The following is a 14,453-nucleotide window of genomic DNA, read 5'->3' as shown; positions in this document are numbered from 1 at the left end:
TCATACATACGACCCCGCAGCGACCGAGATTGTGACGTGTCGTGTCAGACCTCACATGTTGCTAGAAGGTGTTCCGGCGGCGGGCCGCGCGCGGGCGGCCGTCGGGATCGTAGACGTGGTCGGCGAGCCAGCCGGCCCACAGCGACTCGAACCGGCCCACGGGCTGCGGGCGATGGGCACGGATCCGTCCGGCGGGGCGTGGCCCACGGCGGTTGTCGGCGTACCACTGGTCCAGGGTCGCGGCCGTTGTCTGCCAGTGGGTGAAGCCGGTGATCGGGTCCAGGTCGGGGTCGGGTACGCCGAGGTGTTCGGACCAGAGTTGTGCGCGGAGGGATCGGGCGAGGTCGGGGGAGTCGATCGCGCAGGTGAGTTCGCTGTCGTTGGTCCACGACCGGCGGTTGAAGTTGTCCGATCCGCAGGTCATCCAGGTGTCGTCGACGATGCAGACCTTCGCGTGGACATAGATCGGTACGCCGTTCTCGTTCTCCAGGTCGTAGACCGCGACCCGGTCGGAGTCCAGTCGGCGCAGCGCCTCCAGCTGGGCATGCCGTGCGGGCGGTCCGCTGACTCGGCCGTCCTGGTCCGGGTATCGCGGGACGACGGCGATGATGTGCAGATCCGGCGACCGTTCCAGCGCTTCCCGGAGCGCTTCGGCCACCGGTGCGGACCACAGGTACTGGTCTTCCAAGTAGATAAGGGATTTCGCCCGTCCGAACGCCTTCAGGTAGGCGCGCGCGATGCTGTGCTCACCACGCGGTGCGAACGGGAATCCGGGATGCTTGTGCGCGTACGTCCGCAGCACCTGGACGGCGTCCTTCCCGGCCGGCGGCGGATCCGGGAACGCCTCCGACAGGTCGCCAGGATGTCGCGGCATCCGGGCCATTCGCTGGATCGCCATCCGGTACGGCGTACGCCGGTCGAGCGGATGCGGATCGTCCCACCGCTCGACGAAGGTACGCAGCAGGTCGCCGACGACAGGTCCGCGGAGTTCGAGCGTCAGATCGTGCCAGGGCGCCTGGTCGCCGTACCGCGGATCCATCGGCGCGGTCTGCGGATCACCCAGGTGGCCTTCGTCGTCGCGCCGGCCGTGGCACAGATCGATGCCGCCGACGAACGCGACATCGGCGGCCGGATCGTCGCGATGCCTGATCACGAACAGCTTCTGGTGATGCGAGGCGAGCCGCCGTACCCGTTGGTCCAGCAGCACCTCGCCGCCGGCCTCGTTCAGCTCGGTGCCGAGGTGCTGGTTCTGCTGGGCGTTGAAGCTGAGGTGGTCGGAGTGCGAGCGCCACAGCAACGCGCGCACCTCGACCCCGGATCTGGCCAGGTCGCAGAGCACCTCGCCGATCGACGGACCCCCGTCGTACAGCACCTCGTCGGGATCGCCGCGCCAGTCGGTGAAGTACACCCGATCACCCGGCTGCAACCTGCACAGCTCGTCGTACAGACACCGGAAGTACGTCGCCCCGTGCACCAGCGGCCGGACGAGGTTCCCCTCGGACCAGGCACCGTCGGAGTCGATGTCTGTCCCGGGGTTTCCACGTTCGGCCGCCGTCAGGAACCAGTCGTGCGCCATGGTTCCCTGTGCCCATCAGCTCACGACTGACGCGTCTGCCAGGCCGGGCTCTCCACGTAGTGATTGTCGTAGAGGTCGCTGGTCCTGGCGACCTCGGCCCAGTCGGTGTCGCCGCGGTAGGCGCCTTCCAGTAGGCGGTAGTAGCCGAAGCGGGGCTTGGCCTGGGTGAGGACGAACAGGACCTCGGCCTGTTCGTCGCCGGCGGCCTCGAAGGCGTGCGGGGTGTTCGGCGGGACGAGCAGGAAGTCGCCCTGCTCGAGGACGTTCAGCTTGTCGCCGGTGAGAGCGCGGAGCGATCCCTTCAGGACGAAGAACAGCTCGGCGGCCTCGCGGTGCAGGTGCGGGGGAGCACCCTCCTTGCCGGGCTGGAAGATCGAGCGGTGGCTGGTCAGGTGGCCGTCCGTGTCGGTCATGTCGGCCAGCAGCGTGACACCGCTCGCGGACAGGACTTCGGCTTCGTCGGCGCGGATCAGAACGGTCATGACGGTTTCTCCTTGTAGTTGCTGAAGGCAAGTCTTATTGGGGACATTTGATGTCCAGAATCAACGTCTGCGAGAAGGATGGCGGACGGCGTCAGGATTTGAGGTTCGCGAATCGGTTCCGGGTGTTGTCCGGGGCGGCCGGGGTGAGGCGGACGACCTCGTCGGAGATATCCGCGATCGACCTGCTCGCCAGCTCGCGGCGATACGTCAGCTCGGCGCCGCGCATTGCCTGTGAGATCACGCAGACCTTGGTGTAGTCGGCCCGCGCGTCGGCGCCGGGACCCTCCTTGAGGATCTCCATGCACCGGAACGCGTCGTCCGGTCCGTCGATCGCGACGACGATGTCGAGCAGGCTGATGTTGCGCGGGTCGCGGGCCAGCTGGAAGCCGCCTTTCGGCCCGGAGACCGAGGTGAGGATGCCGGCCCGGGTCAGCGCCTGGAGTTGCTTGTTCAGGTACGCCGTGGGCAGGTTGTAGAAGGCGGCGAGCCGCTTGGCGGTAACGGCCTCGCCGGACGCCCAGCTGAGATTCACACAGCTGTGCATGGCCCACTCGACCCCCTCGTTCATCTTCATAACCTGGATATTAGATATCCGGAATAGGCGTCGTCAAGCAGATTGAGGGTGCGGGGTCAGATTGCGGAGGCGGTGAGTGCGGCGCGTTCGAGGGCGAGGGTGCGGCGGCGGGTGTGCATGCTGTCGAACGTGAACAGGGCCAGCGCCACCCAGACCAGGCCGAAGCCGGCCCAGCGCATCGATGTCATCTGTTCGTGGAAGATCAGCAGGCCGCAGATGAACTGCATGATCGGGGCGATGTAGTTCAGCAGGCCGAGAGTCGTCATCGAGATGCGAGTGGCCGCGGCGCCGAAGAGCAGCAGGGGTACTGCGGTGATCGGGCCGGTCAGCAGGACGAGGATCAGGTACGCCGTCCCGTGGTGCGTGACCGTCGCGTGGCCTTGCAGTCCGAGAACGACGATCGCCACGATCGCCAGCGGAGCGACCGTGCCGGACTCGACGGCCATGCCCTCGATCGCGCCGGCGCCGGCCTGCTTCTTCGCCAGGCCGTAGCACCCGAACGAGAGCGTCAGGATGATCGCCACCCACGGCGGCTTCCCGTTCTCGATCGCAAGCCCGAGGACGGCCACAAAGGCGATCCCCAGCGCGGTCCATTGCATCGGTCGTAGCTGTTCCTTCAGGACGAAGACACCGAGCAGGACCGTGAACAGCGGCGTGATGAAGTATCCGAGCGAGGTCTCCACGACATGCCCGTGGCCGACGGCCCAGATGTAGGTGCCCCAGTTCACCGAGATCAGGAAGGCCGCTGCGATCAACGGCCAGCGCCGGCGTGGCTCCGCGAGGAGCGCCTTCACCCTGCCGAACTTCCGCAGTACGGCGACCAGGATCGCGATCGTGATCAGCGACCAGAGGATGCGGTGGGCGAGCAGTTCGACCGCGCCGGAGTGGTCGAGCAGCTTCCAGTACAGCGGGAAGAGACCCCAGATCAGGTAGGCGGTGAACCCGTAGGTGAATCCTCTTCGCTGTTCCGGCACGGCGTCAGCGTAAGCCCGCCCGACAGCCGCATCCAACTACTTTGCTCATGACGTGAGACGCAGTGCCGTTAGTCTGTCCGGCGACCTGCCACAACCACAGGAGGTAACCGATGCCGTCCCGACGTGAACTGCTCGATGCGCTGGTCGACGACGTGACGCGAACCACGCTCCGATCGGCCGAGCTGGGGCCGGAGGATCGCGTTCTGGCGCGGCAGCGGGTCGAGGAGGCCATCCAGCGGACTGCGACGCGGGCGCAGGGTGATGTGGTCGCGCTTGCCCATGGCGATAGTGCGGGCCCTGAGGCGGAACGGTTTTCCGCGCACATGAACAGCAGCTACCAGGAGCACGGTGGGCCGGACCCCGCGGTCAGGGATTCCGCGGCGGGGCAGCTTGCGGCGGAGCTGGTGGCGTCCGACGACCGTACGAACCGCTTCCATCCGGCGCTGCGGGACCGGGCGGAGGCCTACATCGCGCACTCGGTCACGGCCGCGGCGGTGAGCGAGGCGCAGAAGGCGTCCAGAGGTCCGTCACAGGCGCCTGCCGCCGCAGCTGGTGCCGCTGCCGCCGTCGGTGCGGCGGCTGGTCCTGCTGGTGTGGTGGCTGGTCCCGCTGGTGTGGTGGCTGCTCCGGTGGACATCGCCAACAGCCGTCTGATGGATCTCAGAGCACAAGGCGCGAACAGACGTGGACCGTCCATCGGGTGACGTGGGGCGTGAGTGGGCTGGTGTGATGGGGTTGGATGGTGGTGTGAACACCAGGAGGCGCGCGTGGGTGTGAGGACCGGTCTGGTCTCGGTGACGTTTCGGCAGTTGCCGGTCGACCAGGTGGTGGAGGTAGCGGCGAAGTCCGGGCTCGCGGCGATCGAGTGGGGTGGTGATGTGCATGTCCCGCTCGGCAACCTCGTCAACGCCAAGCGGGTGCGGAACCTGACCGAAGTACACGGCCTGCAGGTCGCGGCGTACGGCTCCTATCTCCGGGCGGGCAACGTGGACCGCGAGGAGATGCGCTCGGCGGTCGCCACCGCCGAGGCGCTCGGCGCTCCCCGGATCCGGGTCTGGGCCGGCAACGTCGGTACGGCGGAAGCGGGCGTCGGCGACCGGATGGCCGTGACTCGCGGACTGGGCGAACTCGCCGACATGGCCGCCGGTGCGGGTATCGAGATCGCGATGGAGTTCCACCGGAACACGCTGACCGACGAGGTCGACTCGACGATCACGCTGCTGCTCGACGTCGGCGCTCCGAACCTCAAGACCTACTGGCAGCCGCCCGTCGACCTGGATGACGCGCAGTGCCTCCAGCAGCTGGAGTCGCTGATGCCCTGGCTGAGCACGGTCCACGTGTTCTCCTGGTGGCCGTCCAACAACCGGCTGCCGCTCGCGGCTCGCGAGTCCCTGTGGCGCCCGGTCCTCGACCGCCTCGCCGCCGAGCCCCGCGAGATCAACGCCCTCCTCGAGTTCGTCGCCGACGACTCCACGGAACAGTTCTCCAAGGACGCCGCCGACCTGCACAGCTGGGTCTAGATCCGCGTCAACGAAGGTTGAGGTCCTAACCTGCCCCGCAGTGGGCGGCAGGGGGTGGATGGCCGGCTTTGTGCCCGCTGGCGGGTTCAAGCACGTCAGGAGCGCAACAACCCGCCAGCGGGCCAGCTACTGGTCCAGCATCCCTTGCAACAACTCGGTAGGCGGCGCGATCACAACTGCGGCATCTAGTCGAGCGGGTGGTGTCCGAAGTTGGTGAGTGGCGGTAGGCAGAGTTCTATCGCCGCTGCCAAGTGGTCCCAGCCGACTTGGCCGAAGGGTTCTATGGCAGCCTGGAACTGGTGTTCCAGGGTGCGGGCGGCTTGCTCGGCTGCGTTGCGTTCGGCGTCTGTGATCAGACCTGCTGCGTGGGCGGCGGCTAGTTCGTCCCAGTCTTCGGTGCCGATGGTGCCGTCGGTTCGGCGGAAGGGATCCAGTTCGAGGTCCTCGAAGGTCCACTCCTCGCCGACGAGCATCGGTTGGGTGCTTACGTCTACGTGGAGGAGTCCGCTTTGGCGGAAGTAGGCGAACCACCAGCCGTCGTGCGGTGCGAGCTGGACGCAATGCTCGCCCGGACCGCCCGGGCCGAGTTGGGCGACCTCGCAGATCTCGCCGTTGCCGGCGCGGAAGTGGGAACCTGCCGGCGTGTAGAACCACGTGCCGAACTCGTCTGTGGTCAAGGGGTACGCCGACCACAGCCCGGACCCGGAAGGCCGTTTGCGTTTGCGGATGTACGTCGTCTTCACAGCAACTGGCTCACCGTGTGGATGAGCAGCCCGACGAGCGCGCCGACCACGGTGCCGTTGATCCGGATGAACTGGAGGTCCCGGCCGACGTGGAGCTCGATCCGCGCGGACGCCTCGCGACCGTCCCAGCGTTCGATCGTGTCGGAGATGACGGAAACGATCTCGGTGCCGTACGTGCGGACGACGTACCCGACGGCCTCGACGGCACGGGCATCGACGCTGGTGCGGAGCGTTTCGTCGTCCTGGAGCCGGCCGCCGAGCTCGTGGATCGCCTTGACCGCGCGCGTCCGCAGCGTGCTGTCCGGGTCGTTGATCGAGTCGATGAGCGCCGTACGCATCGCGTCCCAGACCGCAGTCAGGCTCGAGCCCATGTCCGGATGGGTCAGCATCCGCGCCTTCCACGCCTCGAACCGTTCCATCGTCTCCGGGTCGTGCTGCAGATCGTCCGCCAGCTGCGCCAGCAGCCGGTCGACTGCCCGTCGCGCCGGGTGCGCCTGGTTGTCGCGTACGTCGGCCAGCCAGGCCAGCGCCTCGCGGTGGATCCGGTCGATCACCAGCCGGTCCACCCACTGCGGCGACCAGCGCGGCGCTCGCGGACCGACCACGTCCGCGAGCAGCTCGCGGTTGTTCGCCAGCCAGTCGTACGCCTCGACCATCAGCAGGTCGAACAACGCGTGATGCGCGCCGTCCTCGACCACGGACTGCACGAAGTGCCCCGCGATCGGGCTCAACGGCTCCTTCACGAACCGCGGCAGCAACGACCCCCGCACGAACGCGGACACGTCTTCATCGCCGAGCTTCGGCAACGCCGCGCCGATCGTCCGCGCGCCTTCCGCCACGATCCGCTCGGCGTGGTTGCCGTCCGCAAGCCATTCACCGACCCGGCGGCTCACCTCCGCCGTACGCATCTTCTCCGCGACGACTTCCTCGGACAGGAAGTTCTCGGTGACGAACTGCTCCAGACTCTCGGCCAGGCTGTCCTTGCGGGTCGGCACGATCGCGGTGTGCGGAATCGGCAGCCCGAGCGGATGCCTGAACAGCGCGGTGACCGCGAACCAGTCCGCCAGCGCACCGACCATCGCCGCCTCGGACGCCGCGTTCAGGTAGGCCCAGCCGCCGCTGAGGTGCAGCGTCGCCACGTAGATCACCGCTGCGAGCACCAGCAGCGCCAACGCCACGGACCGCATCTGCCGCAGCCCGCGCCGCCGTACCTGATCGGCCGCGCTCAGGGTCATGGTCGCCATACCCCGATTCAATCAAGTGGGCGGTGATCAGCAGGTCAGGCAAGCACCTGATTTGTCCCTCGACGTTCCATCAGACCGGAAATCAGTGCGAGCAGCAGACCCGCGACAGCGAGTACGGCGCCCAGTCGGCTCGGCCATTCGTAGCCGTAGCCGGCCGCGAGTACGACGCCGCCGAGCCAGGCGCCGAGCGCGTTGGCGATGTTCAAGGTGGAGTGGTTGAGCGACGCGGCCAGTGACTGGCCCTCGTGCGCGACGTCCATCAGGCGGGTCTGCAGCGCCGGTACAAGGATGCTCGCCGAGCACCCCAACGCGAACACCGCGATCAGCGCACCGGGCCGCGTCTGCGCGAGCCAGCCGAACGCTCCGAGTACGACGGCTACCGCGATCAGTCCGCCGTACACGCTGCCCATGAGCGATCGGTCCGCGAGCCGCCCACCGACGACGGTGCCAACCGTCATGCCCACGCCGTACACGGCCAGGACGATCGTCACCGCTGACTCCGAGAAGCCGGCCAGGTCCGTCATCGTCGGCGTGATGTACGAGTACGTCGCGAACATGCCTCCGAATCCGACCATCCCGACCAGCAGGGCCATCCACACTTGCGGTCGCTTGAGGGCGCTGAGCTCGCTGCGGACGTTCACGTCGCTGCCGACCGGCTGTGCCGGCACCCATAGCCACACTGCAACTAGTGTCAGTGTCCCTAGCACGCCGACCGCGAGGAACGGTACTTGCCACCCGAGCCGCTGGCCCAGCAACGTCGTCAGCGGTACGCCGATGATGTTGGCGACCGGGAGCCCGACCATCGTCATCGACACCGCCCGCGCGCGCCGCTCGGGCGCCACCATCGATGCGCCGACGACCGCGCCGATCCCGAAGAACGCTCCGTGCGGTACGCCGGACAGAAACCGCGCCGCCATCAGGAATTCGTAGCTCGAGGCAACGGCCGACAGCACGTTGCCGATCACGAAGAGCGCGACCAGCCCGAGCAGCAACCGCTTCCGCCCGGTCCGCGCGCCGAGGGCCGCGATCACGGGAGCGCCGACCACGACCCCCAGCGCGTACGCCGAGATGACATGGCCGGCGGTCGGGATCGAGATGTGCACGCCGTCCGCGATCTGCGGCAGCAGCCCCATCGTGACGAACTCGGCGGTCCCGATCGCGAAACCACCGGTCGCCAGCGCGAACAACGCCAGGCTGACGTGCCGCGAAGTACCGCGTGTGTCAGGAGTCACCGAACTTGTCACGCCTGATTGTCGCAGAGATCAGCAGGGCCACCGCCAACAGGGCGAAGACCGCATTCCCGATCAGGTCGGTGCTGTGCGGGGCGTCGAAGACCGGCTTCTCCGGGAACGCATGCCACGCATAGGTGAGCAATGCGCCGCCCGCTGCGGCCAGCGTGTGCATCCGGGTCCAGCCGGTCCGCCGGGACCAGGTCACGATGACGAAGACCGTCAGTACCTCGATCGCCAGCAGAAGGACCGCCTCGAGCCAGCCGTTCTTGACCTGGTCGTTGACGACCATCCAGCCGGAGCTGAGCGCCAGTGCGACCACCCCGACGATCCAGGCTGACGGCACGCTTCCCGTCGTACGGCGAGGTGCCCGGCGGCCGATCCAGACGGCCAGGGCGATCAGGACGACGATCGCGATGCCGACACCCACGTCCTGGCCAGTCGATGCGCGGAACGAGTCCTTCGAGTAGCCGAACGCGGTGGTCGCGACGATGCCGGCGAGGAAGAGCATGCCGTACACCCAGAGGCCGACCTTGCCGAGCCACGGTTCGCGGGGACGGCGGGAGACCGACTCCATCAGGACGATCGGGACGGTGATGCTCCACACCGTGTGCAGGCCGAGGACGAACACGGTCCACGGCGCGCCCATACCCAGCGCCGAGATGTGGCCGGGGTCGAGCAGGCGCAGGTCGGCGTAGTTCGGGTTGAACAGCGACTGGGTGGTGATGCCTTCCTCGATCACGCCGTACGCGAGGGCGAGGACGATCACGCTGGGGTAGCCCCAGCCGCGACGGCGGACCAGTTCGCGGATCAGGACCGCGCCGCCGCCGTACAGCGGTGCCAGGGTGAGGATCGCGTAGAACGCGCTGACCGGGATGTTCCCGAGCAGGAACTCCGCGACCAGGGGCGACAGGAAGAACAGGCCGAGGGCGGGCAAGCTCCGCTTCACGCTGCTGTGTTTCGGCGCGGTCACCACGTTCGGGTTCGTCATGTCTACAACTCTCGGGCGCTTCGGGCCGCGGTGCGGATGCGATCCGTCCGGTTCCGGCGCTGACGGACGTCGGGGCCCGGGCCTGACGGATGTCATGGCTCAGGGTTCAGTCAGGGTAATTCTGCCTATACGACGTATAGGGAATGTGTCTTTAATGGTTGTCATGAGCGACGTGACGACGAAGGACCGCATCACCGCGGCGGCGACGTACCTGCTGACCGAGCACGGCGCGGCCGGTGTGTCGATGCGGAAGGTGGCGGCCGCGGTCGGGATCACGCCGATGGCGATCTACCAGTACTTTCCGGACCGGGAGACGCTGCTGAACGCGATCGCGGACGCGGCGTTCGTCGAACTGGTACGGCGCTGGGAGTCGGCGGAGCGTCCTGCTCAGGCAGATGAGTTGTTGCGGGAGATGCTGATCGACCACGTCGACTTCGCGCTCGAGCATCCCCGGCTCTACGACTACATGTTCACCGAGCGCCGCGACCAGGCGCGCAAGTTCCCCGCGGACTTCCGGGCTCGCAAGTCACCCACGCTCAACCTCGTCGCCGACGCGATCACCGCCGGCGTCGAGCAGGAGCTCTTCCGCGCCGACACAGACATCTGGGAAACCAGCCTGATGTTCGCCGCCCTGCTCCACGGCCTGATCCAACTCCACCACGGCGACCGCATAGGCATGCCGGAACCAGCCTTCCGATCCCTCTGCCTACGCCTGGGCGAAAGGATGATCAATGAATTACGTATCTAGATGGGTTGCGGTGGCGGCGGCCCTCGCAACGGGGGTGCTGTTGTACTTCGGGTCCGGTTTGCACACGATCCCGGCGCTGACCTGGCTTGCTCCCATCCCCGTGTTTCTGGTGGCGGTTCGGCTGCGGGCTCGTGTTGCGGCTTTGGCTGCGTTTGTGGGTTGGCTTCTGGGGCTTGGCAATTTGGCGCGGTACTTGCTCGGGGATCTTGAGTTGCCGGTGGTTGTGTTGGGGTTCTTGGTGGCGTTGGCGGGTGTGTTTGCCGGGACTGTCTTGTTTTTCAGGGCGCTTGTGGTGCGGGGGCATCCGGTGATGGCTGCGTTTGCGACGCCGGCCTTGTGGGCTGCGCTTGACTATGGGATTGCGAGCGTCTCGCCGCACGGTGCGTTTACGAGTTTGGCGTATACGCAGGTGGAGGTTGCTCCGGTCAACCAGATCGTGTCGTTGACCGGGCCTTGGGGGCTCAGCTTCCTGCTGTTGTTCCCGGCCGCGGTGATTGCCGCGCGCAAGCTCGCACTGATCGGCGTCCTCACGGTTGTTGCTGCTAGCACCTGTTTGTACGGCGTGGTGCGGCTGCAGGGGACACCGCAGAGCGCGCCGGTGAAGATCGCCGTACTCTCCGCACAAGGAGCAGACAACGCGGGCTGGCCCAACGCTGCCGGACCGCAGATCATCGACCGCTACCGCCCGATGATCGCCGACGCCGCCCGGGCCGGTGCGAAGATCGTCCTGCTGCCGGAGAAGATCGTCGACGTCCGGGCCACCGACCTCCCGCAAATCTCACAGCAATTCCAAACGCTTGCCATGAGCAACAAGATCGAGCTGGTCGTCGGGTTCACGGTGCTCGGCGACGGGGACCACAACCGCGCCTTGATGTTCCACCCCGACGGTGCCGCGCCCACGTCGTACGACAAGCACCACCTGATCCCAGGCATCGAGCCGTACACGCCGGGCGACCGACTCGCGACGTACAACACCTGGGGCCTGATGATCTGCAAGGACCTCGACTTCCCGGCGCTCGCCCGGCAGTACGGCGAACTCGATACCTCTCTACTCCTCGTCCCCGCGCTCGACTTCGTCGACGACGGCTGGCTGCACAGCCGGATGGCCCTGCTGCGCGGTATCGAGAACGGCATCCCGATCGCCCGCGACGGCAGCCAGGGCCGCCTTACCCTGACCGATGCGAACGGCCGCATCGTCGCCGAAACCATCGCCCCGGCGAACGGACAGGCCGTCCTGATCGGTGAGCTCCGACCGGGTATCGACCACACGCTCTACACCGCCTGGGGTGACTGGTTCGCCTGGTTGTGCGGCCTGGTGGCGCTGGCCGGGATGCTGTTGTTGAGGTCCCGCGGCGGGCGTGAAAACATCCGGCATGGCCAACTTCGGGGACTACCAGTTGCAGATCTACCTGCAGGGAATGTTGCAGGGGACGACGCCGGAGATCACGACCGACCTGGCCCGGCTGGAGTCGCAGGCGGCCGGGAAGCTCACGCTGGAGGCGATGGGGTACATCGGGCCGAGCGCGGGCGGCGGATCGACCGCCCGGGCCAACCAGGCGGCGTTCGACCGCTGGCGGCTGGCGCCCCGGATGCTCCGCGGCAGCACCGAACGTGACCTGTCCTGCACCATCCTCGGTACGGCGATGCCAGCGCCGGTCCTAGTCGCACCGATCGGTGTCCAGACCCTCGCGCACCCCGACGGCGAGCTGGCCACGGCCCGGGCCGCCGACACCCTCGGTCTGACCTACACGCACTCGACCCAGGCGAGCCACGCGATCGAGCAGATCGAGGCGAGCAACAAGTGGTTCCAGCTGTACTACCCGACCGACCGCGACGTCTGCCTCAGCTTCCTGCAACGCGCCAAGGCCGCCGGGTACGGCGTACTCGTCGTTACGCTGGACACCGGGACGATCGGGTGGCGGCCGGCCGACCTGGATCGCGGGTTCCTCCCGTTCCTGAAGGGGGAGGGGCTCGCGAACTACTTCAGCGACCCGGTCTTCCAATCGAAGCTGGCCAAGCCGATCGCGGAGGATCCCGGCGCCGCGGTGATGCTGTGGGCGCAGATCTTCCCGAACGTCGGCCTGTCGTGGGACGACCTGTCGTTCCTGCGCGACAACTGGGACGGCCCGATCGTCCTGAAAGGCATCACCGCGGTCGAGGACGCCAAACTCGCGGCCGAGCACGGCGTCGACGGCATCGTCGTCTCGAACCACGGCGGCCGTCAGGTCGACGGCGCGGTCGCCTCGCTCGACGCGCTCCCTGCGATCGCGGATGCGGTCGGCGAGCAACTGACAGTCCTGTTCGACTCCGGCGTACGCACCGGCTCCGACGCAGCTAAGGCGCTCGCCCTCGGTGCCAAGGCCGTGCTTCTCGGCCGTCCGCTGCTCTACGGCCTCGCGCTCGCGGGACAGGCCGGTGTCGAGCACGTACTGCGTTGCTTCCTGGCCGAGCTCGATCTGACGCTGGCGCTGTCCGGGTATGCGAATCACCGCGAACTCAACCGCGACTCGGTGGTCCGCGCGTGAAGGCGGTCATCTTCGACCTCGACAACACCCTGTTCGACCACACCGGCTCCGCCGAACGTGCGCTGCGCAGCTGGGTGACCGAGCTCGGGCTCACGCCGACGGACGAGCTGGTTGCGCAATGGTTCGTGATCGAGGACGAGCAGTACCCCCGCTGGCTGTCCGGAGAGCTCACCCATCAAGGCCAGCGCCGTGCTCGCCTCCAGGCCTTCCTCCCGGTGATCGATCGCCCGGTCCCGGCGACCGAGGCCGGGTTGGACGAGATGTTCGAGGGCTACCTGACGCAGTACCGGAGCAACTGGATCGCCTTCCCGGACGCGCGTCCCGCGCTGGAAGTTGCTCAGGGCAACGGTTGGCGGACCGGCGTACTCACCAACGGGAACACGGTGCAGCAGAACGCGAAGCTGGCGGCGATCGGGCTGGCCGACCTGATCGACGTGGTCTGCACCTCGGAGGCGCTCGGCTTCAGCAAGCCGGCCCCGGAGGCGTACCTGCGCACCTGTGAGGCACTGGGAGCCGAGCCGGCCGACGTCCTGATGATCGGCGACAACCTCGAGAACGATGTACTCGGGGCGCAGGCGGCCGGGCTGGTCGCGCGGCACCTGGATCGCACGGTAGGGACGAATCTGCTCGACCTAATGTAGTCTTTGCGACAGATATCCGACTCTCTGAAGCAATCATTACAGGAGGTCGCGGTGCAGAACGTGACGGCGCTGGTCCGGCGGTACGTCGACGACGGCCGCTTCCCGGGCACGGTCACCGCGGTCGCGCACCGCGACGAGGTCCTGCTGTTCGATGTGTACGGGCGTCGCGACGTCGAGCGCGAGCTGCCGATGACCGCGGACACGATCTTCCGGATCTACTCGATGACCAAGCCGATCGTGAGCCTCGGGCTGATGCAGCTCTACGAGGAGGGACGCTTCCAGCTCGACGATCCGGTGGCGAAGTACCTGCCGGAGCTCGGCCGGCCGAAGGTGTACGACGACGGCGCGCTCCGCGAGTCGACCCGCGAGATGAGCGTGCGGGATCTGCTGATGCACACGTCCGGACTCGCCGCGTCGAACGGCAACCATCCGGTCAGCCTGCTCCATCAGGAGGCCGGGCTGACCGGGATGGACTCGGACGCACCGCTGTCGGAGTTGCCGGGCCGGCTGGCCGGCCTGCCGTTGCAGGCGGACCCCGGGACGCGCTGGATCTACGGGGTCTCCACCGATCTCGTCGGCCTGCTGTGCGAGGTGATCGGCGGGCAACCGCTGGACGCGTACCTGCGGACCCGGATCTTCGAACCGCTCGGCATGACCGACACCGGCTTTTCGGTGCCCGAGGCAAGCATCTCCCGGTTCGCGGCGTGCTACGGGTACGACGACGGCGGCTTCCAGCTGACCGATGATCCGCGGACCAGCCCCTACATCGGGCCGCGAACGTTCCTCTCCGGGGTCGCCGGACTGGTGTCGACAGCGAACGACTACCTGCGGTTCGCCCGGATGCTCGCCGGCGGCGGTTCGCTCGACGGGACGCGGATCATCGGGCCCAGGACCTTGCGGTTCATGACCGCCAACCATCTGCCCGGTGGTCAGGATCTCGCCGCGTTCGCGGACTTCGGCGGTGAGACCAAGCGGGCGGGGCAGGGGTTCGGGCTCGGCTTCGGAGTGCTGCTCGACCCGATCGTCGCGCAGACCATCGGGACGCCCGGCGAGTATTTCTGGGGCGGCAAGGCGTCGACGGCGTTCTTCGTCTCACCGGCCGACGAGCTCGTCGTCGTCTTCCTCACCCAACTCGTCCCCTCCGCCAGATACCCGATCCGCCGCGAACTCCGGGCTGCCGTGTACGGCGCGCTGGACTGACCCGCA

At 67.5% G+C, this 14,453-nt stretch carries 15 protein-coding genes; 7 read left to right on the top strand and 8 right to left on the bottom strand.

The window, feature by feature from the left end:
* Positions 1-61: 61 nt before the first annotated feature.
* The 4 genes from EV645_RS09600 to rarD all read right to left on the bottom strand — a co-directional run bounded on the left by EV645_RS09600 (position 62) and on the right by rarD (position 3,606).
* Complete coding sequence (locus EV645_RS09600) at positions 62-1,576, bottom strand: phospholipase D-like domain-containing protein (protein ID WP_130441797.1); 1,515 nt, start codon at positions 1,574-1,576, stop codon at positions 62-64.
* 20 nt (positions 1,577-1,596) lie between these two features.
* A complete protein-coding gene (locus tag EV645_RS09595) occupies positions 1,597-2,058 on the bottom strand; it encodes a cupin domain-containing protein (RefSeq protein WP_130441795.1) in 462 nt (153 codons plus the stop codon).
* Between the two features lie 91 nt (positions 2,059-2,149).
* A complete protein-coding gene (locus EV645_RS09590; protein WP_130441793.1) occupies positions 2,150-2,632 on the bottom strand; it encodes an RrF2 family transcriptional regulator in 483 nt (160 codons plus the stop codon).
* 56 nt (positions 2,633-2,688) lie between these two features.
* The gene (gene rarD / locus EV645_RS09585; RefSeq protein ID WP_130441791.1) at positions 2,689-3,606 is read right to left on the bottom strand and encodes an EamA family transporter RarD; all 918 of its coding nucleotides are present in this window, start codon (positions 3,604-3,606) and stop codon (positions 2,689-2,691) included.
* 110 nt (positions 3,607-3,716) lie between these two features.
* Between rarD and EV645_RS09580 the strand changes: the two genes are divergently transcribed.
* Both EV645_RS09580 and EV645_RS09575 read left to right on the top strand, forming a co-directional pair.
* Entirely contained in the window at positions 3,717-4,310 is a 594-nt protein-coding gene (locus EV645_RS09580) for a hypothetical protein (RefSeq protein WP_130441789.1), read from the top strand.
* Between the two features lie 63 nt (positions 4,311-4,373).
* Positions 4,374-5,126, top strand: a complete 753-nt coding sequence (locus EV645_RS09575) for a sugar phosphate isomerase/epimerase family protein (RefSeq protein ID WP_130441787.1) — start codon at positions 4,374-4,376, stop codon at positions 5,124-5,126.
* Between the two features lie 185 nt (positions 5,127-5,311).
* Here the strand turns inward: EV645_RS09575 and EV645_RS09570 are convergent, their stop codons facing one another.
* From EV645_RS09570 to EV645_RS09555, 4 genes are read right to left on the bottom strand one after another with little or no spacing between them, the layout of a single operon-like run.
* Positions 5,312-5,869 carry a ribonuclease FAU-1 family protein gene (locus EV645_RS09570; protein ID WP_130441785.1) on the bottom strand — a complete coding sequence of 186 codons (558 nt, stop codon included), beginning with the start codon at positions 5,867-5,869 and terminating at the stop codon, positions 5,312-5,314.
* Positions 5,866-7,113, bottom strand: coding sequence for a DUF445 domain-containing protein (locus EV645_RS09565; protein ID WP_130441783.1), 1,248 nt, complete (start codon positions 7,111-7,113; stop codon positions 5,866-5,868). The genes EV645_RS09570 and EV645_RS09565 overlap by 4 nt, the downstream gene beginning before the upstream one ends.
* A 35-nt stretch (positions 7,114-7,148) precedes the next feature.
* Positions 7,149-8,345, bottom strand: a complete 1,197-nt coding sequence (locus EV645_RS09560) for an MFS transporter (RefSeq protein ID WP_242000300.1) — start codon at positions 8,343-8,345, stop codon at positions 7,149-7,151.
* Complete coding sequence (locus EV645_RS09555) at positions 8,335-9,333, bottom strand: hypothetical protein (RefSeq protein WP_198681530.1); 999 nt, start codon at positions 9,331-9,333, stop codon at positions 8,335-8,337. Before EV645_RS09555 ends, EV645_RS09560 begins: the two co-directional genes overlap by 11 nt.
* Positions 9,334-9,496: 163 nt before the next feature.
* On the opposite strand from EV645_RS09555, the gene EV645_RS09550 reads away from it, so the two are divergent.
* From EV645_RS09550 to EV645_RS09530, 5 genes are read left to right on the top strand one after another with little or no spacing between them, the layout of a single operon-like run.
* Positions 9,497-10,081 carry a TetR/AcrR family transcriptional regulator gene (locus EV645_RS09550; RefSeq protein WP_198681529.1) on the top strand — a complete coding sequence of 195 codons (585 nt, stop codon included), beginning with the start codon at positions 9,497-9,499 and terminating at the stop codon, positions 10,079-10,081.
* Positions 10,065-11,696 (top strand): nitrilase-related carbon-nitrogen hydrolase, encoded by a 1,632-nt coding sequence (locus EV645_RS42630; protein ID WP_130441775.1) that lies wholly within the window; start codon positions 10,065-10,067, stop codon positions 11,694-11,696. The genes EV645_RS09550 and EV645_RS42630 overlap by 17 nt, the downstream gene beginning before the upstream one ends.
* Complete coding sequence (locus EV645_RS09540) at positions 11,584-12,606, top strand: alpha-hydroxy-acid oxidizing protein (protein WP_242000298.1); 1,023 nt, start codon at positions 11,584-11,586, stop codon at positions 12,604-12,606. The genes EV645_RS42630 and EV645_RS09540 overlap by 113 nt, the downstream gene beginning before the upstream one ends.
* On the top strand, positions 12,603-13,247 hold the full coding sequence (locus EV645_RS09535) for an HAD family hydrolase (RefSeq protein WP_130441771.1): 645 nt from the start codon (positions 12,603-12,605) through the stop codon (positions 13,245-13,247). The genes EV645_RS09540 and EV645_RS09535 overlap by 4 nt, the downstream gene beginning before the upstream one ends.
* Before the next feature lie 51 nt (positions 13,248-13,298).
* Positions 13,299-14,447 (top strand): serine hydrolase domain-containing protein, encoded by a 1,149-nt coding sequence (locus EV645_RS09530; protein ID WP_198681528.1) that lies wholly within the window; start codon positions 13,299-13,301, stop codon positions 14,445-14,447.
* The last annotated feature ends 6 nt before the right edge of the window (positions 14,448-14,453 follow it).

Origin of the sequence: Kribbella rubisoli (assembly GCF_004217145.1) — a bacterium.
In the GTDB taxonomy this organism is placed as follows: domain Bacteria; phylum Actinomycetota; class Actinomycetes; order Propionibacteriales; family Kribbellaceae; genus Kribbella; species Kribbella rubisoli.
Note: the sequence above shows the minus strand (reverse complement) of the source record. Positions and strands in the feature narration are given on the sequence as shown.